25 protein-coding genes are annotated in these 23,355 nt (G+C 61.0%); 7 read left to right on the forward strand and 18 right to left on the reverse strand.

Annotated elements, in window-relative coordinates; all coding sequences use genetic code 11:
- Position 1: 1 nt before the first annotated feature.
- Positions 2 to 535, forward strand: coding sequence for a flavin reductase family protein (locus QLQ16_RS06975; RefSeq protein ID WP_283223974.1), 534 nt, complete (start codon positions 2 to 4; stop codon positions 533 to 535).
- Positions 536 to 692: 157 nt separating this feature from the next.
- On the opposite strand, the gene QLQ16_RS06980 is transcribed toward QLQ16_RS06975, so the two are convergent.
- From QLQ16_RS06980 to QLQ16_RS07005, 6 genes are all read right to left on the reverse strand, one after another.
- On the reverse strand, positions 693 to 1,529 hold the full coding sequence (locus tag QLQ16_RS06980) for a carbohydrate ABC transporter permease (protein ID WP_283223975.1): 837 nt from the start codon (positions 1,527 to 1,529) through the stop codon (positions 693 to 695).
- A complete protein-coding gene (locus QLQ16_RS06985; protein WP_283223976.1) occupies positions 1,526 to 2,404 on the reverse strand; it encodes a carbohydrate ABC transporter permease in 879 nt (292 codons plus the stop codon). The genes QLQ16_RS06980 and QLQ16_RS06985 overlap by 4 nt, the downstream gene beginning before the upstream one ends.
- A 68-nt stretch (positions 2,405 to 2,472) precedes the next feature.
- A complete protein-coding gene (locus QLQ16_RS06990; RefSeq protein WP_283223977.1) occupies positions 2,473 to 3,738 on the reverse strand; it encodes an ABC transporter substrate-binding protein in 1,266 nt (421 codons plus the stop codon).
- Between the two features lie 37 nt (positions 3,739 to 3,775).
- A complete protein-coding gene (locus QLQ16_RS06995; protein WP_283223978.1) occupies positions 3,776 to 4,852 on the reverse strand; it encodes an ABC transporter ATP-binding protein in 1,077 nt (358 codons plus the stop codon).
- A gap of 151 nt (positions 4,853 to 5,003) precedes the next feature.
- Positions 5,004 to 6,137 (reverse strand): Gfo/Idh/MocA family protein, encoded by a 1,134-nt coding sequence (locus QLQ16_RS07000; RefSeq protein WP_283223979.1) that lies wholly within the window; start codon positions 6,135 to 6,137, stop codon positions 5,004 to 5,006.
- A 17-nt stretch (positions 6,138 to 6,154) separates the two neighbouring features.
- Complete coding sequence (locus QLQ16_RS07005; RefSeq protein WP_283223980.1) at positions 6,155 to 7,711, reverse strand: glycerol-3-phosphate dehydrogenase/oxidase; 1,557 nt, start codon at positions 7,709 to 7,711, stop codon at positions 6,155 to 6,157.
- A 148-nt stretch (positions 7,712 to 7,859) separates the two neighbouring features.
- Between QLQ16_RS07005 and QLQ16_RS07010 the strand changes: the two genes are divergently transcribed.
- Positions 7,860 to 8,639: a DeoR/GlpR family DNA-binding transcription regulator gene (locus QLQ16_RS07010; RefSeq protein ID WP_283223981.1), complete on the forward strand. Its 780-nt coding sequence runs from the start codon at positions 7,860 to 7,862 to the stop codon at positions 8,637 to 8,639.
- Positions 8,640 to 8,655: 16 nt separating this feature from the next.
- Here QLQ16_RS07010 and QLQ16_RS07015 read toward each other — a convergent pair whose 3' ends face one another.
- Positions 8,656 to 11,070, reverse strand: a complete 2,415-nt coding sequence (locus QLQ16_RS07015) for a YgiQ family radical SAM protein (protein WP_283223982.1) — start codon at positions 11,068 to 11,070, stop codon at positions 8,656 to 8,658.
- A gap of 106 nt (positions 11,071 to 11,176) precedes the next feature.
- Between QLQ16_RS07015 and QLQ16_RS07020 the strand changes: the two genes are divergently transcribed.
- The 3 genes from QLQ16_RS07020 to QLQ16_RS07030 are packed head-to-tail and all read left to right on the forward strand — an operon-like array spanning position 11,177 to position 12,964.
- Positions 11,177 to 11,782: an IMPACT family protein gene (locus tag QLQ16_RS07020; protein WP_283223983.1), complete on the forward strand. Its 606-nt coding sequence runs from the start codon at positions 11,177 to 11,179 to the stop codon at positions 11,780 to 11,782.
- The gene (locus QLQ16_RS07025) at positions 11,775 to 12,365 is read left to right on the forward strand and encodes a chromate transporter (protein ID WP_283223984.1); all 591 of its coding nucleotides are present in this window, start codon (positions 11,775 to 11,777) and stop codon (positions 12,363 to 12,365) included. The genes QLQ16_RS07020 and QLQ16_RS07025 overlap by 8 nt, the downstream gene beginning before the upstream one ends.
- Entirely contained in the window at positions 12,362 to 12,964 is a 603-nt protein-coding gene (locus tag QLQ16_RS07030; protein WP_283223985.1) for a chromate transporter, read from the forward strand. Before QLQ16_RS07025 ends, QLQ16_RS07030 begins: the two co-directional genes overlap by 4 nt.
- Before the next feature lie 3 nt (positions 12,965 to 12,967).
- Here QLQ16_RS07030 and QLQ16_RS07035 read toward each other — a convergent pair whose 3' ends face one another.
- From QLQ16_RS07035 to QLQ16_RS07045, 3 genes are all read right to left on the reverse strand, one after another.
- Positions 12,968 to 13,318, reverse strand: a complete 351-nt coding sequence (locus tag QLQ16_RS07035; RefSeq protein ID WP_283223986.1) for a hypothetical protein — start codon at positions 13,316 to 13,318, stop codon at positions 12,968 to 12,970.
- 121 nt (positions 13,319 to 13,439) lie between these two features.
- A complete protein-coding gene (rlmB, locus tag QLQ16_RS07040; protein ID WP_283223987.1) occupies positions 13,440 to 14,174 on the reverse strand; it encodes a 23S rRNA (guanosine(2251)-2'-O)-methyltransferase RlmB in 735 nt (244 codons plus the stop codon).
- A 49-nt stretch (positions 14,175 to 14,223) separates the two neighbouring features.
- Positions 14,224 to 14,913: an ABC transporter ATP-binding protein gene (locus QLQ16_RS07045; protein ID WP_283223988.1), complete on the reverse strand. Its 690-nt coding sequence runs from the start codon at positions 14,911 to 14,913 to the stop codon at positions 14,224 to 14,226.
- Between QLQ16_RS07045 and QLQ16_RS07050 the strand changes: the two genes are divergently transcribed.
- Together QLQ16_RS07050 and mnmH are read left to right on the forward strand one after the other, a co-directional pair.
- Positions 14,912 to 15,562 carry an arylesterase gene (locus tag QLQ16_RS07050; protein WP_283223989.1) on the forward strand — a complete coding sequence of 217 codons (651 nt, stop codon included), beginning with the start codon at positions 14,912 to 14,914 and terminating at the stop codon, positions 15,560 to 15,562. The genes QLQ16_RS07045 and QLQ16_RS07050 overlap by 2 nt on opposite strands.
- Positions 15,559 to 16,620, forward strand: coding sequence for a tRNA 2-selenouridine(34) synthase MnmH (gene mnmH, locus QLQ16_RS07055; protein ID WP_283223990.1), 1,062 nt, complete (start codon positions 15,559 to 15,561; stop codon positions 16,618 to 16,620). The genes QLQ16_RS07050 and mnmH overlap by 4 nt, the downstream gene beginning before the upstream one ends.
- 27 nt (positions 16,621 to 16,647) lie before the next feature.
- On the opposite strand, the gene QLQ16_RS07060 is transcribed toward mnmH, so the two are convergent.
- The 8 genes from QLQ16_RS07060 to hflC form a co-directional block, all read right to left on the reverse strand.
- On the reverse strand, positions 16,648 to 16,842 hold the full coding sequence (locus QLQ16_RS07060) for a hypothetical protein (RefSeq protein ID WP_283223991.1): 195 nt from the start codon (positions 16,840 to 16,842) through the stop codon (positions 16,648 to 16,650).
- Positions 16,843 to 16,852: 10 nt separating this feature from the next.
- Entirely contained in the window at positions 16,853 to 17,728 is an 876-nt protein-coding gene (locus tag QLQ16_RS07065) for a DUF2189 domain-containing protein (protein WP_283223992.1), read from the reverse strand.
- Positions 17,729 to 17,824: 96 nt separating this feature from the next.
- On the reverse strand, positions 17,825 to 19,042 hold the full coding sequence (locus tag QLQ16_RS07070; RefSeq protein WP_283223993.1) for a PLP-dependent transferase: 1,218 nt from the start codon (positions 19,040 to 19,042) through the stop codon (positions 17,825 to 17,827).
- 61 nt (positions 19,043 to 19,103) lie between these two features.
- Positions 19,104 to 19,628 carry a phosphoribosyltransferase gene (locus QLQ16_RS07075; RefSeq protein WP_283223994.1) on the reverse strand — a complete coding sequence of 175 codons (525 nt, stop codon included), beginning with the start codon at positions 19,626 to 19,628 and terminating at the stop codon, positions 19,104 to 19,106.
- Between the two features lie 52 nt (positions 19,629 to 19,680).
- A complete protein-coding gene (locus QLQ16_RS07080; RefSeq protein WP_283223995.1) occupies positions 19,681 to 21,009 on the reverse strand; it encodes an adenylosuccinate synthase in 1,329 nt (442 codons plus the stop codon).
- A 17-nt stretch (positions 21,010 to 21,026) separates the two neighbouring features.
- Positions 21,027 to 22,187 (reverse strand): ATP phosphoribosyltransferase regulatory subunit, encoded by a 1,161-nt coding sequence (locus tag QLQ16_RS07085; RefSeq protein ID WP_283223996.1) that lies wholly within the window; start codon positions 22,185 to 22,187, stop codon positions 21,027 to 21,029.
- Positions 22,188 to 22,254: 67 nt separating this feature from the next.
- Positions 22,255 to 22,440, reverse strand: a complete 186-nt coding sequence (locus QLQ16_RS07090; RefSeq protein WP_283223997.1) for a DUF2065 domain-containing protein — start codon at positions 22,438 to 22,440, stop codon at positions 22,255 to 22,257.
- 3 nt (positions 22,441 to 22,443) lie between these two features.
- A complete protein-coding gene (gene hflC / locus QLQ16_RS07095) occupies positions 22,444 to 23,343 on the reverse strand; it encodes a protease modulator HflC (RefSeq protein ID WP_283223998.1) in 900 nt (299 codons plus the stop codon).
- Positions 23,344 to 23,355 lie beyond the last annotated feature (12 nt).

A 23,355-nucleotide genomic window follows, 5' to 3' on the forward strand; every position in this document is an offset into this window, starting at 1 on the left:
CATGCGACACATGCCCGACGACATCGCCACAGCCGCCAGCGCGGCTGTCCCTGTGAGTGACCCCGCCGATTACCGAAAAGCACTCGGCTGCTTTGGCACGGGCGTCACGGTGGTCACGGCCCACCACGAAGGCCAGGACTGGGGCATGACCTGCAACTCCTTCAGCTCCGTTTCCTTGAACCCCAGGCTGGTGCTGTGGAGCATCCGCAAAGAGGCCAGCAGCCTGCAGGCCTTCACCCAATCGGGCGGCTTCACCGTGAGTGTCTTGGCCAGCGCCCAGGCCGACTTGGCGATGCAATTCACCAAAGGTTCGATGCCCGAGCGATTTGCGGGCGTGAGCACCACACGTCAAGCCAGCCAGCGCTTGCGCCTGGACGGCTCCGTGGCCTGGTTTGATTGCAGCTTGCACCAGTTGGTCGATGCCGGCGACCACCACATCGTCATCGGCCAAGTGCAAGACTTTGGCTGGCACGACGCCGCCCCCTTGTCGTTTTGCCGCAGCAAATTCGGCTTGTTCCAGGCTTTGCCAAGCTAAACCCTTCGCTCCTCCCGCAGGTCGGAGATTCAGCTCCGACATGGCTGTTTTTCGCGCAAGGCTCAGCTGTGGCAAGCATTCGTCGGGGCTGAAGCCGCCGACCTACCAAACTTACTGGGACACAAGCTGCTGAACCGTTTCAGCACGGGATTCAATATCAGCCCTTGAGGCCGCCTTGCGTGAGGCCGCCGACGACGCGCTCTTGGAACAAGGCGATCAAAATCGCCACCGGCACGATGGCCACGATCAAGGCCGCTGAGATGATGGGCCAAGGAAAGGTGAACTCGCCTTGGTACAGCGCAATGCCGACCGGCAAGGTTCGCACCGCGGGGCTGGAGTTGAGCGACAGCGCCAGCAAGAACTCGTCCCATGAATTCACAAACGCCAAAATGCCGGCCGTAAAGACCCCAGGCGCGGCCAATGGCACCACCACGCGCCACAGCGCCCCCATGCGGGTGCAGCCGTCGATCATGGCGGCGTTTTCCAGATCACGCGGAATGCTCTGGAAAAAGCTGACCAGCACCAGCGTGCACACCGGCATGTTCAGCACCACATACGGCAAGATCAGCGCGATGTAGGTGTTGAGCCAGCCCAAAGCGCGCATGGTCTCAAAAATAGGCACCAGCAAAGTCACCAGCGGGAACATGCTGGACGCGACGATGCAAGTCAGGATCAGCTGGCGGCGCTTGAGGTTCAGCCGCGCGATGGCATAGGCCGCAAACGCAGCCACCACCAGCGACAAAGCGGTAGCGCCACAAGCCACCAACAAGCTGTTTTTCAGATAAGTCAGCAAGGGCTGGTCGGTGAAGGCCCTCAGGTAGTTGTCAAGCATGGGCTTGGCGGGCCACCAGGTGATGGGTTTTTGCACCAATTCGGCTTCGCTCTTGAGCGAGGTGAACAAGATCCACACCGCCGGGAAAAAGCCGTTGACCACCACCATGCCGGCAGCGATCCAGCGCAAAGCGGGCGAGCTCCAGAGGCCTGTGGGGTTCATTGCGCGTTCTTTCCGATCTGCTTCAAATAAAAGCCGGTCACAAACAAAGAGATGACGAACATGAACACAGCCAGCGTGGAGCCAAAGCTGATGTCCGAATAGTCGATCGTGTATTTGTGGATCAACATGGCCAGGGTTTCGGTGGCTTCACCAGGGCCCCCGCGCGTCATGGTGTAAGGGATGTCAAAGGTCTGCAAGGCCGTGATCGTGCGAAAAATCAGCGCCACGATGATGCTGGGCATGAGCATGGGAATGGTGATTTGCCAAAACTGCTGCCAGCGCGAAGCACCGTCCACCTCGGCTGCTTCGTAAAGCGATTTGGGGATCATCTGCAAGCCGGCCAACAAGATCAAGGCCATGAAGGACGAGGTCTTCCAGATCACCGTCAGGCAAATGGCGGCCATGGCCCAGTGCGGCTTGAGCAGCCAGCTGGTGGGCTCGCTTTGCAGACCCATGCGTTGCAGCACGTCGTTGACCACGCCGTATTCGGTGTGGAAAAACCAGGCAAAAATCAATCCGGCAAACGACAGGGGCAGCGCCCAAGGCAAGAGCAAAGACAGGCGGACTGGCCACTTGCGCTTGAAAGGCAAATTGGCCAGCAAGGCCAAGCCCAGCCCCACAATGAGCGCCCCTGGCACCGTGATCAGGGTGATCAGCAAAGTGTTTTGGGTGGCGTTCCAAAACAGCGGGTCTTGCACCACATCGAGGTAGTTTTGCAAGCCCAAAAACGCGCCGTTTTTGTCCACCGCATGAACGCTGTTGTAGACCAGCTTGCCAATCGGATAGACCACGATCATCAAGAGCAACAAGAACGCTGGCGCGAGCAACAAGATCGCGAGCGTTTTTTCACTGGGGTCTCTGAGTTTGGACAGCATGGTCTGGGGGAGGCAAAAAAACAAACCCGGGCGCGATGCCCGGGGTCTGTGAAAAGCGCCGCTTGCGGTCAGCGCATCAAGCGACCCACGCGGGCGGCGATCTCGTCAACACCGGCCTCAGGCGTTTTGGTGCGGGCCAAGATGGCGCTGGTGGTGGTGCGGATGATGTCCGACACCTGGCCATAGTCTTCCACCATCGGGCGGCTTTGGGCGCCCAACACGACCGGCAATGCGTCTTTGAACCAAGGCACTGCCTTGTTCACTTCGGCATCCGAATACACGCTTTGGAACACCGGCAAGATCGAGCCTTCACGCGCGATGAACGCGCTGGCTTGCTTGGACGAGAGGAACTGGATCAGCTTGCCTGCGGCGTCCTTGTTTTTGCCGTAAGCGTTCATGGCCCATTGCCAGCCGCCCATGCAGGTGGCCGATTTGCCGCCGGTCATGGCCGGCAGTGGCATCACGCCCACTTTGCCTTTGACGGTGGAGTCGGCGTCGTCCTTGAAGCGGTCAAAGGCAAAGCCCCAGTTGATCGCAAACACCGCCTGACCGGCTTTGAATTCGTTGACGGTGATCGGGGTGGTGACTTCGGCCACGTTCTTCTTGATCACGCCTTGATCGACCATGGTCAACCAGCTTTGCAAGCCCTTGACTGCCGCAGCTTTGTCCAGCGTCAACTTGCCAGCGGCATCGTTGAACTGTTTGCCCTGGCCCCAGTAAGGCAACAAGAAAGTGCAGACCGCGCCTTCAATGGGCGCACCTTGGATGGACAAACCCTGCAAATTCGGCGCGTTTTCAGCCGCCATGATTTTGCGAGCCGCTGCAGACAGCTCATCCCAAGTCTTGGGCTCGGCTATGCCGTGCTTGGTCAGCAGGTCTTTGCGGTAGTACATGAACATGGCATCGCCCTGGCTGGGCATGGCGTACAGCTTGCCGCCGATCACGTTGGCATTTTGGTAAACCGGCAGGTAGTCATTTTTGAGGGCTGCAGCCCCACCGACGTATTTGTCCAGGGGCTCGATCCAGCCTTTGGAGGCGTATTGCGCGGGGTTGACGATGTCGATCAAGAACAGGTCAATGGCCGAGTCCTTGGCGTTGAGCACGGTGGACAGGTACTGGCGCTGCAACTCGGAGGTGGCGCCACCGGTTTCGATCTCGACCTTCACGCCAGGGTTGGCCTTGTTGTACTGCTCGAACAATTTGGCTTGCAGGTCTGGGCGCTGGTTGGGACCAACGAACACGCGCAAGGTGGTTTGCTGCGCCCATGCGGCGCTCACGGCCATGCTGCTGGCAAGTGCCAGCGCGGCCCATTTCAAAGTGACACGTTTTTTCATGGCTGTCTCCTGGTTAACGAAGGTCTGAGGGGAAGAATCAAAGGGCTTGGCCAGTGGCCGGGTCGAACAAATGCATGGCTGCGGGGTCCATGTACAGGGCGTGCGTGGAACCCGGTGCGACTTTGAAGCTGGCCGGGCATCGCGCCACCAACTCGGCTTGGCCCACCTGGAAGGTCACCAGCGTTTCGGCCCCCAAGGGCTCGCTGATCACGACGCGCCCGGTCACGGTCACTTCGGCAGGCACATGGCGAGGTGCCAAAGCGATGTTTTCGGGGCGAATGCCAAACACCTGTGCTGGCGAGTGCGCGGCTTTTTGGCCCAAAACTTCGGGCAAGGCGAACTGCACACCGCCCACATCGGCCTGACCGTTCTGCACGGTGCAATCGATCAGGTTCATGGGTGGGCTGCCGGTGAAGCCCGCCACAAAACGCGCTGCAGGCCGGTTGTAAATCTCATCGGGCGTGGCGTATTGCATTTTGTGGCCGCCACTGAGCACGACGATGCGATCGGCCAAAGTCATGGCCTCGACCTGGTCGTGCGTCACATAAATGATGGTGGCACCCAGGCGTTGGTGGAGTTTTTTGATCTCGCTGCGCATCTCGTTGCGCAGTTGGGCGTCGAGGTTGGACAGCGGCTCGTCAAACAAGAACACCTTGGGCTGGCGCACGATGGCCCGGCCAATCGCCACCCGCTGGCGCTGACCACCCGACAAAGCGGCCGGTTTTCGCTCGAGCATGTGGTCAATGCGCAGCAGCTTGGCCGCGTCCATGACCCGTTGGTGAATCTCGGCTTCGGGGGTTTTGCGCAAACGCAAACCAAACGCCATGTTGTCGTACAGGCTCTTGTGCGGGTACAGGGCGTAGTCCTGAAACACCATGGCAATGTCACGGTTGCGCGGCGGCTCGTCGTTCACGCGTTGGCCATCGATCAGCACGTCACCCGCCGTGATCGGCTCCAGCCCGGCAATCATGCGCAGCAAGGTGGACTTGCCACAGCCCGATGGCCCCACAAACACAACGAACTCGCCGTGCTGAATCTCCAGGTCGATGCCGTGGATGACCTTGTGCTGACCGTCGTAGCTTTTTTGGACTTGCTGAAGTTGGACCGATGCCATGGGTTATGGGTTTCTATTGATGTTCATCAAGACGAACTGGATGTAAATGAATCATAGAGGACTTCACGCAGAACACGACATGGGGTTTTCGCCAAGCAATGAGAAGAAAAAGGGTGCTGACAAGCTGCGGTAAAGCACGCGATCGAAGAGATCAATCGAGCAGTTTCAAACTGAAAGCTCCTTGGGTCAGGTCAATGGCTTGCCCGGTGCGGGCGGACTCTTGCGCCGCCAAGCCCATGATCACCGCCGACAAGCCATCGCGCAAACCGACTTCGACTTGGCCTTGGCCGCGAACCACGGCGTTGAATTTTTGGTGTTGGTACAAGGTCGAGCCGTTGTGGTCACCTGCGGCCAGGGCTTGCGGGTCCACCGGCACGTCCAGCTCGCGGGGGCCTTTGGGGTCTCGCGGGCTGATGACCAATTTGGGCACGGGCGCATCGCCCAGGTGCGCAGGCCAGAAACGGCCAGGACCCGGCACAAAGCATTCGGCCTTGCCTTGTGGGCCGACCACCGAGATTTCTTCTTGGTAACGCGCACCCTCGGCAAACATGCACAGCTCCAACATCGCCCGCTGACCGGATGCGAAATCCACGATCACATAGGCGTTGTCCAAGATGTCGGGCGTGCCGTCGGGGTAGCGCTCGTCCAAGTGGTTGTGGTCCACACCGGCCGAGGCATAGACACGCACCGGTTCGCTTTGCGTCAGGTGGCGCATCAGGTCAAAGAAGTGGCAGCACTTTTCGACCAAGGTTCCGCCGGTGTAGCGGTTGAAGCGGTTCCAGTCGCCCACCTTGACCAAAAACGGAAAACGGTGCTCCCGGATGGTGATCATCTTGACCGGGCCGGTGTTGTGCTGCCCATGCACCTCGCCCGCCAAGGCGGTCACGGGAGGCATGTAGCGGTATTCCATGGCCACCCAGATCGGCGCAGAGTAGCTGGCCTGCAAAGCGGCCAGGCTCCGCACGTCGTCCATGCTGGTGCAAGCGGGTTTCTCGAGCAGCACCGGCAGCGGGCGCAGGCGGGCGATCTCGCGCAACTGGTCGGCATGGCAAAAGTTGGGGCTGGCGATCAGCAGGCAATCCACATCTTGGGCCATGACCACCTCGGCCAAGCTGGCGGCGCTTTGGGCGCCGGGCGCCAGCGCCAGGCTGCCGGCCAGCATGTGGGCATCGGGCTCAAAGATGCGCGTCACCTGCGCACCAGGCAGCAATGCGATGTTGCGCAAATGTTCTTGTCCCATCATGCCGCAGCCGATGATGCCGTAACGGGTGGTGGTCGTGCTCAAAGTCTCATCTCCAGTGTTCAGTCGGCCAAGGTGTATTGCTTGCACAGGGCCAAAAATGCGTCCAATTGCGGGTCCAGCCCGGTTTCTTCATGCAGCAAAGCCGCCACGGCGGGTGCCATGCGTGCGGCCTGCCGCGCATCGAGAAACAAAGCGCGCCAGCGACGTGCAAGCATATCCTCCACCGTCATGGCCCATTCGGATCGTGCCGCAAAACGGACCATGGCCTCGGTCAAGCCCATGCCCAAATCGCGATCGGCACCCGGCATGGCCTGCACCAGATCGGCTTCGCTGCCCCACAAATGCAGGCCCGGGGCCTGGCTGATGGGATGCACAGCTTGACCTGCAGCAGGTGCGCCCACCAGCAGATGCTTGGCCGTTGGGGCTGGCCCCTTCGCTGCGCGAGACAAATCGCCCTGGCCCACCAATGACTGCATCACCTGCGCGGCCATGCTGCGGTAGGTCGTCCATTTGCCCCCTGTCACGGTGAACAAACCCGGCGCTTCCCGGCGAATCAAGTGTTCCCGCGACATCTGGCTGGTGGCACCGCCCTTGGAGCTGTCCACCAAAGGGCGAAGGCCCACCCACACGCTGCGCACATCAGCCCTTGTCAAGTCCACGCCCAAGGATTGGCGGGTTTCGCGGAATAAAAAGTCCAGCTCTTCTTGCAGCGGCAAGGGCTCCAGCGGCGCATCGCTGCGCGGTGTGTCGGTGGTGCCGATCAAGGTGGCCCCCAGCCAAGGCACGGCAAACAAGACGCGGCCATCGGCGGTGCGGGGAATCAACACCGCCTCCTCAATGGGCAGGCGCTCACGCGCCACCACCAAGTGCACCCCCTGGCTGGGCTTGACCAGCGCTTTGACCGGCACTTGGCCAGCCCAGGGCTGCAAAACCATTTGCCGCAAAGCATCGACCCAGACCCCGGCGGCGTTCACCACGCAACGGGCTTGCAAGGTGGAAGTCTTGCCATCGCGTTCGTTGAACAAACTGACTTGCCATCCTTGGGCCGAAGGCGCCAAAGTCGTGACCCGCATGTGGTTGTGCACGCTGGCCCCTGCCCGCTTGGCCGTTTTGGCCAAAGCCAGCGCCAGCCGGGCGTCCTCAAACTGCCCGTCCCAATAGCGCATGCCGGCCACAGCACCTGCCACCATACGCGGCAAGCCCGGCAAACTGCGCCCCAGCGCCTGATGCGAAAGCGCCTGTGTGGCTCCCAAGCCCAGGCGGCCCGACAACCATTGGTAAGCCTTGAGTCCCAGCCCGGTCCATGCCCAAGACAGCCAGCCAGCACCTGGCACCACAAAAGGCAAAGGCTGCGCCAAATGCGGCGCCAAGCCCAAAACGGTGGCCCGTTCGCGCAAAGCCTCGCGCACCAAACGCAAGCGGCCCTGCGCCAAATAGCGCACACCGCCATGCAGCAGTTTGGTGGACCGCGAAGACGTTCCAGAGGCAAAGTCACGCGCTTCCACCAGCGTCACGCTGCGGCCTTCGAGCGCAGCTTGCAGCGCCACGCCCAAGCCCGTGGCGCCACCGCCGATGACCAAGAGGTCCCAGACGGTGTCTTTGGATGAGGCATTCAAGCCTTGAATATTCAAAATAACGCCTTAAACAATCAACAAACAGTGATTTATTCGATTCGTTTTTGATTGTATAGACCGCAAGACGCCCAATTGCGTTATTCTTCACCAACTAGTGAAGACCCCTAGAACCACACCAGAAGCAACGCCCATGGCCCTCAACCCCAGACAACTCGCCATCCTGCAGGCCGTGCGCGATCAAGGCAGCGTCAAGACCGAAGAGTTGGCCGAAGAGTTCGGCATCACCTTACAAACCGCTCGCCGCGATATCCAGCGGCTGACCGAAGCGTCGCAACTGGAACGCTTCCACGGCGGCGTGCGTGCGGTCGATTCGTCCACACGCAACACCACCTACGTCGAACGACAGCGCACCCAGTCCGAGGCCAAACAAGACATTGCCCGCCAAGTGGCGGCGGCCATCCCACACGGGGCCAGCCTGTTCATGAACATCGGCACCACCGTCGAAGCCGTGGCCAGCGAACTGCTGCACCACCGCGACCTGCGCGTGGTGACCAACAACCTGCACGTTGCCCGCATCTTGGCGGCCAACCCGCAATGCGAAGTGGTCGTGGCTGGGGGCACGGTGCGCTCCGAAGACTTGGGTGTGGTGGGCGAAGCGGCGCTGAACTTCATCCGCCAGTTCAAGGTGGACATTGGCCTGATCGGCATCAGCGGCATCGACGCCGACGGCACCCTGCGCGACTACGACATGCGCGAAGTCATGGTCGCCCGCGCCATCGTCGCGCAATCACGCCAAGTCTGGCTGGTGGCCGACCACAGCAAATTCGACCGCCCCGCCATGATCGAGATGGCCCCGCTGAAAGTGGTGCACACCCTTTTTACCGACATCGCCCCCGCACCTGCGCAGCAGCGCTTGATGGCGGACTTGGGGGTGCGGTGTGTGGTGGCGCAAGCCCCAGTTCAAGACTGAAGCCTGAAAAGTCGCGTCAGCTTTTCTTGCGTGGCGGCAAACCCGTGTGCTGAGTCAGCAGCTGGCCTTTTTTGGGTTGTCCCAAGCGCTTGGGCGCAGTAGACAAAGACACAGAGGACTTGCCCCCCGCACCCGTGCTGTTTTTGCGTCGGGCACTTTGGTAGCCCTCTTCGGCAAGCGGCTGCCAGTTGGGAATCAAATGGTGTTTGCCATTGCCGATCAAATCCGCCCGGCCCATGGCCTTGAGAGCTTCACGCAGCAAGGGCCAGTTGTTTGCGTCGTGGTAGCGCAAAAACGCTTTGTGCAAGCGGCGGCGTTTGTCGCCTTTGACCACGTCCACTTTTTCGCTGTCGCGGGTGATTTTGCGCAGCGGATTGCGGGTGGAGTGGTACATGGCCGTGGCCGTGGCCATGGGGCTGGGGTAGAAGGTTTGCACCTGGTCGGCCCTGAAACCGTTCTTTTTGAGCCAGATGGCCAGGTTCATCATGTCTTCGTCGCTCGTGCCCGGATGGGCGGCGATGAAGTACGGGATGAGGAACTGCTTTTTGCCCACTTCTTCGCTGTACTTGTCAAACATCGACTTGAAGCGGTCGTAAGTGCCGATGCCCGGCTTCATCATCTTGGACAGCGGGCCGCCCTCGGTGTGCTCGGGCGCGATTTTCAGGTAGCCGCCCACATGGTGCTGCACCAGTTCTTTCACATACTCGGGCGACTGCACGGCCAAGTCGTAACGCAAGCCAGAGCCGATCAAGATCTTTTTGATGCCCTTGAGGTTGCGCGCCCGGCGGTACATGTTGATCAGCGGGCCGTGGTCGGTGGTCAGGTTCTGGCAGATGCCCGGGAACACGCAGCTGGGTTTGCGGCAGGCCGATTCGATCTCGGGGCTGCGGCAGCCCAGGCGGTACATGTTGGCCGTGGGGCCGCCCAGGTCAGAGATGACACCCGTAAAGCCTTTGACCTTGTCGCGGATGTCTTCCACCTCGCGGATGATGGATTCCTCAGACCGGCTTTGGATGATGCGGCCTTCGTGCTCGGTGATGGAGCAAAAGGTGCAGCCGCCAAAGCAGCCGCGCATGATGTTCACGGAAAAGCGGATCATTTCCCAGGCGGGGATTTTGGTCGCGTGGTCGTGGCTGCCGTTTTCGTCGGCATAACGCGGGTGCGGGCTGCGGGCATACGGCAGGTCAAACACCAAGTCCATCTCAGCGGTGGTGAGCGGGATGGGCGGCGGCGTGATCCACACGTCCCGAGCGGTAGTGCCCTCCCCGTGTGCTTGCACCAGGCAACGGGCGTTGCCGGGGTTGGTTTCCAGGTGCAGCACGCGGTTGGCGTGGGCATACAGCACGGCGTCTTGCTTGACTTGCTCGTAGCTGGGCAGGCGGATCACGCTTTTGTCGCGGGGCGGGACTTTGTGGGTGCCTTTGCCGCGAAGCAGTGACGCACCCGTGTTGATCGCCAGCAAGCTGGCTCCCACATCAACGGGCTTTTCTGTGGGAGCTGGCCTGCCAGCGATGGAAGCCGTGCTGCTGTTGGCGGCGTTGGGCACGAACTTCAAGGTCTGCACCTTCTGGTTTTCGCCCTCGGCCACTTCCTTGGCCTCTTCCTCACGCGCACAGGTCGCACCCTGCTCCCGCGCCTGGTCCGAGATCATCAAATACGGGTTGATGTGCGCCTCGACGTGTCCGGGCGTGTCCACGCTGGTGGAGTCGATCTCAAACCAACCCTCTGGCGTTTCCCGGCGCACAAAGGCGGTGCCGCGCACATCGGTGATTTGCTGCACGGGCTCGCGGGCGGCCAGGCGGTGGGCGATCTCTACAATCGCCCGCTCGGCGTTGCCGTACAAGAGCAAGTCGCATTTGCTGTCCACCACCACCGAGCGGCGGACTTTGTCAGACCAGTAGTCGTAGTGCGCGATGCGTCGCAAGCTGCCTTCGATGCCGCCCAGCACGATCGGCACTTCAGGAAAAGCTTCTCGGCAGCGCTGGCTGTAGACGATGGCTGCGCGGTCGGGCCGTTTGCCGCCCACGTCACCCGGGGTGTAAGCGTCGTCGCTGCGGATTTTGCGATCCGCCGTGTAGCGGTTGATCATGGAGTCCATGTTGCCGCTGGTCACGCCCCAAAACAGGTTGGGTTGGCCCAAAGCCTTAAAAGCCTCGGCGCTGGTCCAGTCGGGTTGGGCGATGATGCCGACTCGAAAACCCTGGTTTTCCAGCATGCGGCCGATCACGGCCATGCCGAAACTGGGGTGGTCCACGTAAGCATCGCCCGTGACCAGAATGATGTCGCAGCTGTCCCAGCCCAGTTGGGTCATTTCCTCGCGGCTCATCGGCAAAAACGGGGCCGTACCAAAGCGCTGCGCCCAGTACTTGCGGTAACTGGTCAGTGGCTTGGCATCGCGCGGGAAAAAGGAGACGTCGGTGAAGGCGTTCATGAGATCAGGCTGGGGGTAGCCCCCTAGTGTAGGGGTTTGGGGCCTGTCGTGCGGCGCACTGGACCATCCACCCTGTCATCAACAAGGGCTCAGTTATCCTCAAGCCATGCCGTTTTCCCTCGCCACCCCCGCTCACCACGAGCTGGTCATCAAAAAAAGCCGATTCATCGCCTGCGTCGAGCCCATGCCCGGGCGCGAGGCGGCCCAAGCGCGTGTGGCCCAGCTCAAGGCCGAACACCCCGATGCGGCCCATGTGTGCTGGGCGCTGCTGGCCGGTGGCCAGTCGGCCGCCAACGACGATGGCGAGCCCGGCGGCACCGCAGGCCGGCCCATGCTGGACGTGCTGCGTCACCAAGATTTGCAAGGCGTGATGGCCTCGGTGGTGCGTTATTTTGGCGGCGTCAAGCTGGGTGCGGGCGGCCTGGTCAGGGCCTACACCGACGCGGTGGCGCAAGCCTTGCTGAGGGCAGACAAGATCCCTTTGATCCAACAAGCCCATTTGGCTTGCAGCGTGCCTTATGCGCTCGAAGGCTTGGTGCGCCGCGAATTGGAGCTGGCGCAGGCGCAGCTGCAAGAGGTCTCGCACGGCAGCGTGGTGACGCTGCACTGGACGATGCCCGAGACCGATGCGCCTGCCTTGGTGCAGCGCTTAGGCGACAAAGGTCAGGGGCAGTTGGGCTGGCTCGATTCGGAGAATGCGCCCCATGTCTGAACCATCACTCTTGAACCGCCCCAAGTCCAAAATGGACTTGTTTTTGTCCTTCACCTGGCTGGCCTTGCAAGGCTTTGGCGGCGTGCTGGCCGTGGTGCAGCGCGTGTTGGTCGAAGAAAAGCGCTGGATGAGCAAGGAGCAATTCGTCGAGGACTGGGCCGTGGCGCAGATCATGCCGGGGCCCAATGTGGTCAATTTGTCGCTGATGATTGGCGGGCGTTACTTTGGCTTGGCAGGTGCGCTGGCGGGTTTGGCAGGCATGTTGACGGCGCCTTTGATCGTGGTGTTGCTGCTGGCCATCGCCTTTGGCGGTGTATCGGATGCCGCATGGGCACAGGGCGCTCTGCGCGGCATGGGTGCGGTCTCGGCCGGGCTGATCGCGGCGGTGGGGCTCAAATTGATCAGCGCCCTCAAAACCAACCCGATGGGCATGCCGGTGTGCATAGGCTTGGCGGTGCTGAGTTTTGTGGGCGTGGGCGTGATGCGCTGGCCCCTGGCCTGGGTGCTGCTGGGCATGGGCCTTTTGGGCTGCGGCTGGGCTTATGTGCAGCTGGCGCGGGCGGCGGCTAAGGGGGCCAGATGAACCCCGTTTTGAACCTGAGCGCCGCCGACTGGTGGAGCATGTTTGAGCACTTTGCTTCGCTGTCGCTGCTGGCGGTGGGCGGCGCCATCACCACAGCGCCCGACATGCACCGCTATCTGGTGGACGAAACCCATTGGCTGAGCGACAGCCAATTCACCTCGTCGATCGCGCTGGCGCAATCGGCGCCGGGGCCCAACATTTTGTTTGTGGCCCTGATGGGTTGGCAGGTGGGCATGAACGCTGCAGCCAGCCAAGGCGGGGGCTGGATGAGCGTGGGTCTGGCCAGCTTGGGGGTGGTGGTGGCCATGCTGGGCATCATGCTGCCCTCTTCCATCTTGACCTACACGGCCACGCGCTGGGCGCACCAGCACCGCGAGATGCTCGGCATCCGGGCCTTCAAGTCGGGCATGGCCCCCATCGTGATCGCTTTGCTCTTGGCCACCTCGTGGCTATTGACACTGAGCCACAACCAGCCCGCCCGCGACTGGCCGCTGTATGTGCTCACCGCGGTGACCACGCTGGTGGTCTGGCGCACCAAGGTCCACATGCTGTGGCTCATTGCGGCGGGAGCCGTGCTGGGTGGGCTGGGCTGGGTCTGAGGCTCAGCGCGGGTTCTCGAAGAACACCGTGTTCGAGTAATCACTGATCTCGAAATAGACCTTTTTCTCACCCTCGTCCACCTGCATGTTCAGGTTTTCATCGAGCACGCCATAGCCATAGCGGTAAGCACGGGGCATCTTGTCGTCGGTGCCCAGCGCGGTGCTGATCTTGTCCACTTTCAAAAAGCGGCGCACCACCTTGTCACCGGCATAGACCTCGAGCACACCGTTGGTGCCGGTCCAGTTCTGAATGTCACGGCTGATTTTGTTTTGCTGCTCTTGGGTGCAGCCGGCCAGCAAGCTGGCGGCGGCCACGGTGGTGATCAGCGCGATGTTTTTGATTTTGTTGGACACGGCAAACTCCCTTTCATGCGTTTAGAAAAAAACATGTCGGTGCTGAAGCCGCCGACCTGCAAAACCCTGTGTCTATCGGTAGTTTGGAGCTTCAGCTGCGACAAACAGCGCAACCGCCCTATCAAGTGCGCTGGCGCAGCGCCTCGTACAAGCACACACCACTGGCCACCGACACGTTCAGACTTTCCACGGCGCCTTGCATCGGGATGCTGACCAGTTCATCGCAGGTCTTGCGGGTCAGCTGGCGCATGCCCGGGCCTTCGGCGCCCAGCACCAAGGCCGTGGGGCCCTTGAGGTCCGATTGGTAGACGGTGCGCGGCGCATCGCCGCTGGTGCCCACGATCCAGATGCTGCGTTCCTTGAGCTCTCCCAAGGTGCGGGCCAGATTGGTCACCATGAAATACGGCATGGTCTCGGCGGCGCCACTGGCCACTTTGGCCACGGTGGCGTTGATGCCGGCGGCATGGTCTTTGGGTGCGATCACCGCGTGGGCCCCTGCCCCATCGGCCACCCGCAGGCAAGCGCCCAGGTTGTGCGGATCGGTCACGCCGTCCAGCACCAAGAGCAGTGGCGGGCCTTCGATGGTGTCGAGCAAATCGTCCAGCGAGTGGTTTTGCGGAATGGGTGCCACCAGCGCCACCACGCCCTGGTGGCCGTGACCGCCGGCCAATTTGGCCAAGCGTTCGTTGTCGGATTCAACCATGCGCATGCCCGAGTCGCGGGCCTTGTCGATGAACTGCCGCATGCGGGCGTCACGGCGCGTGACCTCGAAATGGATTTCGATGATGGATTGGGGGGCGATCTTGAGGCGAACGCCTACGGCATGAAAGCCGTACAGCACTTTGTGAGATGACATGCAGCCATTATCGTTTGTCCGCTGCGCAGACACCCACAGCAGCAAGACTTCAGGCCTTGGCCACAGAAGTTTCGGTGAGCCGACCGGCTTCAATGACCAGCATGCGCTCGCAACGCGCAGCCACTTGCCGGTCGTGCGTGACCAAGACCAAGGTGGTGCCCTGCTCCCGATTGAGCGCAAACATCAGGTCCATGATGGCTTGGCCGGTCGCGTGGTCCAGGCTGCCCGTGGGCTCATCGGCCAACAACAGCGCAGGTTGCACCACAAAAGCACGGGCCAGGGCCACGCGCTGCTGTTCGCCGCCACTGAGCACTTTGGGCAAGTGCTTGAGCCGCTCGCCCAAGCCCACACGTTGCAGCATGGCGGAGGCGGTGCTGCGGGCGTCAGGCCGTCCCGCCAACTCCAGCGGCAGCATCACGTTTTCAAGCGCGGTCAGATTGGGCATGAGCTGAAAGCTCTGAAACACAAAGCCCACATGGCTGGCGCGCAAAGCGGCGCGTTGGTCTTCGTTCAATTCAAACATCGATTGACCGGCCAACACCACTTGGCCGATGCTGGGCGTGTCCAGTCCGGCCATGATGGCCAGCAAGGTGCTTTTGCCCGAGCCGGAAGCACCGACAATGGCGGCTGTTTCCCCCGCGTGAAGCGAGAATTCGATATCGCGCAAAATGTCCAGCGACCCGCTGGCGTCTTGAACGCTTTTGGAAACGCCACGAACGGCAATGATGGATTCAGGCATGCACACACCTTTGTTGAGACGTCGCCACTTTACCCTGAGCGTGCTGGCCCTCGTGGGTCAGGGCTTTGGCGCGTCCGCAGGGGCCACCAAGCCCACGCGCATTTTGGTGCTGGGCGACTCGCTGAGTGCCGAGTACGGCCTAGCGCGGGGCACAGGCTGGGTCAAATTGCTGGCGCAAAAGCTGGCCCAAGAAAAATACCCGGCCGAACTCGTCAACGCCAGCATCAGTGGCGACACCACCTCTGGCGGACGCTCGCGGCTGCCTGCCTTGCTGCAAAAGCACCAACCCAGCCACGTGGTGATCGAGCTGGGTGGCAACGACGCCTTGCGCGGTTTGCCCCTGGCCATGACCCAAGACAATCTGCAAGCCATGGTCTCGCAAGCCCAAGCCGCCGGCGCCCAGGTGCTGCTGCTGGGCATGCAAATGCCGCCCAACTACGGGCCCGACATGAACCGGCAGTTTGCCGCCATGTACGTGCAGCTGGCCAAGCAATCGAAAGCGGGCTTGGTGCCCTTCTTTTTGCGCGGTGTGGGCGACGATGCCGACCCGCTCAAATGGTTCCAGGCCGACCGCATCCACCCCAACGAATCGGCTCAGCCGCAACTGCTGGCCAATGTTTGGCCCGCCCTGAAGAAACAATTGAAATGAGTGTTCACCTGATTTCGGCCTTTGATGCCATGGCCAAACTCGACCAGTTCGATGCCATCCTGGACGCCCGGTCCGAAGGCGAGCATGCCGAAGACCATTTGCCCAATGCCCAAAGCTGGCCATCGCTGAACAACGAAGAGCGCATCCGCGTAGGCACTTTGTACAAGCAGGTCAGCCCCTTCGAGGCGCAAAAAATAGGTGCTGCGCTGGTGGCCAAAAACATCGCCCAGCACATCGAAACCAAGGTGATGGACAAGCCCAAGAACTGGCAGCCATTGATTTATTGCTGGCGCGGCGGCAAGCGCAGCAATTCGCTGGCGCTGATCCTGGGGCAGATCGGCTTCAAGGTGCACCTGATCGAAGGCGGCTACAAGGCCTTTCGCAAAGAAGTCATGGAAGACACGCCGCGCCAAGCGCAGCGTTTGCAGTTTCAGGTCTTGTGCGGCCCCACTGGCTCGGGCAAAACCCGTTTGTTGCAGGCCTTGGCCCAAGAAGGCGCTCAGGTGCTGGATCTGGAAGCGATTGCCGTGCACCGCAGCTCGGTGCTGGGTTTGATTCCGGGCCAGGATCAACCCACGCAAAAAGCTTTCGACACCCAAGTGTGGGATGCACTGCGCCGCTTTGACCCGGCGCGGCCGGTTTACGTGGAAGCTGAGAGCAAAAAAGTCGGCAACTTGACGGTGCCCGCCGAGTTGATGGTGGCCATGCGGGCCAGCCCCTGCATCCGCATGGAACTGTCACTGGACAGCCGCGTCGATCTGCTGATGGAGGACTATGCCTTCTTCACGCAAGATGCGGCGTTTTTCATCGACCGGTTAGAGCGCTTGGTTGCCTTGCGTGGCAAAGCCGTGGTGGATGGCTGGAAAGAAAAGATTGCGCGGGGCCAGATGCGCGAAGTGGTGGCCGATTTGCTGAACCTGCATTACGACCCAGGTTACGAAACGTCCACCGGCAAGAATTTTCAGCATTACAGCAAGGCCCCAGTGGTCGCGCCAGAGAGTCACTCGCTGGCGCACATGCAAGCCTTGGCGCATCAGATGGTGCAGGGCCAGGTCTGAAGGTGCAAGGCCCCAGGGCTTGAAAGCTCAGCTGGCGGGCTTGTCCATAGCCGGTGCGGCAAAAGTCGTTGCACCGGACTGATCGGCATCTGCCATGTCTGTGCCGTCATCTGAAGGTGAGCCGGATTTGCGCTCGGCTTTGGCTTTGAGCTTGTCCTCTTTTTTGCGTTTCTTGGCCAGTTCTTTTTGGCGTTTTTCGAATCCGTAGTTGGGTGTGGCCAAGATGGCTCCTTTATTTGTTGGTGCCCAATGTAACAGCTTCGGGCGCTGATTCTTCCCACTCGACGCTGCCACGGTAGGCATGCCAGCTGGCATGGCCCAACCAAGGGCCGACAAAAACGATGCCCAAGCCCCATGGCCACAAGGCGCCCACCACCAAAAGACCCAACAAAGCGCCCCACAACAAAAGCACGCCGGGATGCGAAAACACCACACGCATGCTGGTGAGCACCGCCGAAATCGCATCGGTGTCTCGGTCCAAGATCATGGGGATCGACACCACCGACAGGCCAAACACCAGCGCGGCAAAAACACCCCCCACCATCAGGTAGACCATCACAAATTCGAGGTTCTTGGGGTTGAAGATGGCCTCTAGCACGCCCGTGGTGGACGGCATGCCGGTGTCAAAGAAGACCGCAAAGACCACCAGCGACGCCCTGCCCCACAAGAGTTCGAGCACCATCAGCACCAAGACCAACATGGCCATGCTGGGGATGTGCTGGTCCCAGCACATGAGGGACGAGGCCATGTCGGGCACCTCGCCCTGCTCCAGACGGCGGCTGACTTCGTACAGGCCCATCGCCAAAAACGGGCCGATCAACAGGCAGCCCGAAATCATGGACAAGGTGTATTCGGGCTTGTGTTTGAAAACCAGCGCCAAGACCTGCGCCATCAGGAAAAAGCAAACGCCGTAAAACAGCGCAATGCCGGGGTGCTTGAACAAATCTTTGCGGCCCAGCTCTAACCAGCGAAACGGGCTGCCCCAACCGAGCGAGCGCATGTGGGCCCTTGGGCCCACCGGCGGGGGCGGCACATAGGGCACCTCCATGGTGGGCAAGGCCGAATTTTGGGTGTCGTGGGGCGCGGTGTGCGAGGCGTTGGCAGACATGAAATACCCTGTTCTCCGTTGGCCCCAAGGCTAATCCTGAAGGGGCCGGATGACCAGTCAGGAAACTACCAAGAAAACGCCCCTCAGAGCGCCAAATCACACAAGCGGCAGGTGCAGATCCATCGAATGTTGAAGGTCGGCTTGCAAGTCTTGCACCGACTCAAGCCCAACTGAAAAGCGCACCAAGGTGCCCTTGGAAAGGTGATGTGTGGGGCGCTTGCGCATGGTTGCTAAGTCGTAAGGCACGACCAGACTGACCGGCCCGCCCCAGCTGTAGCCGATCTTGAAAAGACGCAGCCCATCGCAAAAAGCATCGACCTGCGCCTGACTGTATCGCGCATCCACCATCACGCTGAAGAGTCCAGCGGCCAAATCGCTGTGATCGCCGCACAGTTGTTGCCAATGGGCGTGCCCTGGCGACGACTCGAATGCGGGGTGCAAAACCTGCGCGCATTGCGGCTGTGCCTGCCACCAAGCGGCCAGCGTGCGTGCGCTGCGGTCGTGCGCGGCATAACGCAGGGCCATGCTGGGCAAAGCGCGCAGCACAGCTTCGGCGTCGTTGGCGCCTACACCCAAACCCAGGCGCATGTGGCACAGCTTGATCTTCAGGTGCAAAGCGGCATCGCGCGTGATGATGCTGCCCATGAGCACATCGCCGCCGCCACTGGGGTATTTGGTCAAGGCGTGGGCGCTGATGTCCACGCCCAGCGTACCGTCGCGCAACAAGTCAAAAGGCGCAAAGGCCAGGCCTGCGCCCCAGGTGTTGTCCAAAGCGCACATCACACCACGCGCTTTGCATCGGCGCACCAACTCGGGCAGATCGGGGAACTCCATGCTGACCGAGCCGGGGGCCTCGATCCACACCAGTCGCGTGCGCTCGTTCATGCGCGCCGACAAATCGTCAGGGTCCAGCGGGTCGTAAAACTGGTGCGTGATGCCAAAGTGACGCAACTCGCCTTCGGCCAGGGCCTTGTTGGGGCCATAAGCATTGTCGGGGATCAGCACTTCATCACCGGTTTGAAGCAGGGCCAGTGCCACCGTGGCCAGCGCGGCCAGCCCGCTGGGCACAAGCACACATTGCTGACCGCCTTCTAGGGCGCACAGGCGCTCTTCGAGGGTGTAGGTGGTGGGTGTGCCGTGCAAGCCGTAGGTGTAGGCCGACTTGTCTTTCCATTCGCGCTGACGCATGGCCGCCACGCTGGGAAAGTAAACCGTGGATGCCTTGAACACCCCCACCTGAGGCGCCGCAAAGCCTTCTGGTGGCTGGTATGGGTGATGGATCAGGTGGGTGGTGCTGGAGCGCTGGTCGTTCATGTGGGCATCCTAAAGCAAACAGCCTCCGAAAAGGAGGCTGTGATTGGCGGTCAGAGGAAACTCAGACTTTCCACTTTTCCAAGAGCTTTTCGGGGCGCATGCTGTCATACGGCTCGAAAGGTTGGTGGATCCATGGGTTTGTGGGCAGGTCTTCGATCGAGTAATCGGGCTTGAAGGTCGACACACCTTTGGTCCAGATCACTGCGGAGCGCAGCTCGGTGATCGGCTTGTAGTTGTTTTTCAACTGATCGACCACGGCACGCAGGGTGTGGCCAGTGTCAGCCAAGTCGTCCACCAGCAACACGCGGCCAGCGATCTCCCCTTTGGGGGTGGTGATGAAACGGGCGATGTCCAGGTGACCTTGCACGGTGCCGGCGTCGGCGCGGTAGGAGCTGGTGGACATGATCGCCAGAGGCTTGTCGAATACACGCGACAAGATGTCGCCCGGGCGCATGCCGCCACGGGCCAGGCACAAGATGGTGTCGAATTCCCAGCCAGATTGGTGGATCTTGATGGCGAGTTTTTCGATGAGGTTGTGGTACTCATCGTAGCTCACGTACAGGTGTTTGCCGTCTTCGGTCAACATGGGGTTGCTCCAGTCAAAGGGTCAGTGAAGGTTTTAAAAAAGGGGCCACGCTTCAGGCGCTGAAGGGGTTGTGCAACAAAATGGTGTGGTCGCGGTCAGGGCTGGTGGACACCATGTGCACGGGCACGCCCGTCACTTCGGCAATGCGGGCCAGGTACTGGCGGGCGTTGGCTGGCAGCTTGTCCAGATCGGTCACGCCCACGGTGCTGTCGGTCCAGCCGGGAATGACTTCATAAATCGGCTTGCAGCGGGCAATTTCATCGGCACCCATGGGCAAGATGTCAATGGTTTCGCCGTCGAGCTCGTAGCCGGTACACAGCAACAATTCTTTGAGGCCATCGAGCACGTCAAGCTTGGTGATGCACAAACCTGTGAGGCCGTTGACCTGCGCGCTGCGCTTGAGCAAGGCCGCATCGAACCAGCCGCAGCGGCGTGCACGACCCGTGGTGGTGCCTTTTTCAGCGCCGACAGTGGCCATGTGGTAACCGGGGGTGCCTTCGGTTTCCCAGTCGAGTTCGGTTGGGAAAGGACCGCCCCCCACGCGGGTGCAATACGCCTTGGTGATGCCCAAGATGTAGTGCAGCATGCCGGGGCCCACGCCCGAGCCTGCAGCGGCATTGCCCGCCACGCAGTTGCTGGAAGTCACAAAGGGGTAAGTGCCGTGGTCCACGTCGAGCAATGTGCCTTGGGCGCCTTCGAACAGCAAATTGGCACCGGCTTTGTGCGCGTCGTTCAATTCGCGCGACACATCGGCCACCATGGGCAGAAGCTCTTTGGCGTAGGCCATGGCGTCGTTGTAGGTGGTGTCAAAGTCCACAGGCGCTGCGCCCAAGAAGTTGACCAGCACATGGTTGTGCAGTGCCAGGTTTTCGCGCAGTTTGTTGGCGAAACGCTCGGGGTATTTCAGGTCCTGCACGCGGATGGCGCGGCGGGCGACTTTGTCTTCGTAGGCCGGCCCGATGCCGCGACCGGTGGTACCGATCTTGGCCGTGCCGGCTTTTTCTTTGGCCGCTTCACGGGCCACATCCAGCGCCACGTGGTAGGGCAAGATCAAGGGGCAAGCGTCGCTCACGCGCAAGCGCGAACGCACCTCAACACCGGCTTTTTCAAGACCAGCGATCTCTTCGAGCAATTTGGGCACAGACAGCACCACGCCGTTGCCGACGTAGCACTTGACGCCCGCACGCATGATGCCGCTGGGGATCAGGTGCAAGGCGGTTTTCACGCCATTGATCACCAAGGTGTGGCCCGCGTTGTGGCCACCTTGGAAACGCACCACGCCTTGCGCGGTTTCGGTCAACCAATCGACCAACTTGCCTTTGCCCTCGTCGCCCCATTGGGTGCCCACGACGACCACGTTACGGCCTTGCGTCTTGTTCATGCTTGAAATGTTCTTTCTCAAAGAGCCTGTACCAACCACTGGCCGGCGGCTTCAACGAGCTCGCGGTCGCAATGGAATTCATCAACTTCGCTTTCGTGGCCGGGCAAGACGCAGACCACGGTCTCGCCACGGTTGCGCAGGCCAGCGATGGCCTCACGCAAAGCAGGCGAGTTGCCCCAAGGGGCACGAATGGCAGCACGCAAAGCCAAAGGCGATACGGCAGCCACCAGTTCTTTCAAATCGAGGCTGAAGCCCACGGCCGGACGGTCACGCTCGATGCGGTGACCAAACACGGCGCCCACGCCGTCGTAACGGCCACCCCGGGCCAAGGCATCGGATGCGCCCTTGGCATAGATGGCAAAGCGCATGCCGCTGTAGTAGGCGTAGCCACGAGAATCGCCCAGGTCAAAGCTGACCGCAGCGCCCTGGATTTGCTCTGACAACCAACGCAGCTGCGTCAGGGCTTCGGTGATGGCGGGTGTCGCGGGCAGGCGCTTGGCGGCTTCGTCCAGCACGTTTTTGTCGCCGTAAAGCGTGACCAACGCCAGCAGGCCGTCGCGGCTTTGTGCGGTGAAGTTGGCAGTCAAACGAGCGAGCTTGGAGGCATCTTTGGTGGCCAAAGCCGCGTGGATGTCGTGGCGCTGATCGTCTGAGAGGCTCTGGCCTTGCAGCAGGCTGTTGACGATGCGGGCATCGGCCAAGTCCACTTGCAAGTCGCTCACGCGGGCCGCACGCAGGCAGTCGAGTGCCAGTTGCAGCACTTCCTGATCGGCTTCGGGGCCAGCGTGGCCATAGATTTCGGCGCCCAGCTGCAGCGGTTCACGCGTGGCGTGGGGGCGTGCAGGTCGTGTGTGCAGCACAGGACCGCAATAGCAAAGGCGTGTGAGCCCTGCCCGGCCGAGCAAGTGCGCATCGATGCGGGCCACTTGCGGGGTGGTGTCAGCACGCAAACCCAAGGTGCGGCCCGACAATTGGTCCACCAGTTTGAAGGTTTGCAAGTCGAGCGCTTCTCCCGTGCCGGTCAGCAGGGATTCCAAATGCTCCAGCAGCGGCGGCATGACCAGCTCGTAGCCATAGCCACGGGCGGTGTCGAGCAGTTCGCGACGGAGTTCTTCGATGTGGCGTGCCTCAGAGGGCAGTACATCGGCAATGTGATCCGGAAGGACCCAAGCAGACATGGGATTGGAGGGGGACTGTTAAAACAGAGATTTTACCGGCTTGCAGGCCGGTTTTCCGGCCCAAGGCTCAGGAAACCGACCAAAGCAACAACAAGCCTGCGAAGACCATGAAGAGTCCGAAAAACCGGATTTGACCGTCTTGCAGCTGCAAAAGCTGCTCAAACAGCCGCCTCCAGCGCAGCGGCGAGACCATGGGCATCAGGCCCTCCAGGATGAGCATGAGGCCCAGAGCCAACAGGAGGGTTTCGCTCAAGACTTACTTTCTGGGGGCTGCGCCTGCACCAGCGCCGCGCATGGCCTTGAAAAAGTCAGAGCTGCCGGGGTCGAGCACCATCACGTCGGACTTGTTGGCAAACGTGGTTTTGTAGGACTCCAGGCTGCGGTAGAACTGCGCAAACTGAGGGTCTTTGCCAAAGGAATCGGCATAAATGCGTGCGGCTTGGGCATCGCCCTGCCCTTTGATTTTTTGGGCTTCGCGGTAGGCATTGGCCACGGTCACATCGCGTTGACGTTCGGCATCGGCGCGGATTTTTTCGCCCTCGGCACCACCGGTTGAACGCAGCTCGTTGGCCACGCGCTTGCGCTCGGCCTCCATGCGGCGGTAAACCGACTCGGTGATGGCGTCCACATAATCGGCGCGGCTGATGCGCACATCGACCACGTCCACGCCCCAAGGCTTGCTGCCTTTGACCACTTCGAGCACGGCGCGCTTGACGTCGTCCATCAGAGCTTCGCGCTTGAGGGACAGCAATTCTTTGACGGTGTGCTTGTTGATCTCTTCTTGGAAGGCGTTGCGCACCACACGGTTGAGTTGGTTGGCGCCGGACTTTTCGTCCAAGCCGACGTTGCGGATGTAAGCCTGCGGGTCGCTGATGCGCCAGCGCACATACCAGTCGATCACCACGCGCTGCTTTTCAGCCGTGAGCATGGGCTCGGTGTCGGGGCTGTCCAAGGTCAACAAACGCTTGTCGATGTAGTTGACGTTTTGCAGGGGGGGCGGCAGTTTGAAGTGCAGGCCCGGTTCGGTGATCACTTCCTTGATCTGGCCCAAGGCGTAAACCACGCCAAACTGGCGCTGGTCCACCACGAAGACGGTGGAGCTCAGCAGTGCGAACGCCACGAGCAGGCTGGATATCCAAAATCCAATGCGGTTCATGTTCTGTTGTCC

The sequence above is a fragment of the Limnohabitans lacus genome, from assembly GCF_030053395.1.
GTDB classification, from domain to species: Bacteria; Pseudomonadota; Gammaproteobacteria; order Burkholderiales; family Burkholderiaceae_C; genus Limnohabitans_A; species Limnohabitans_A lacus.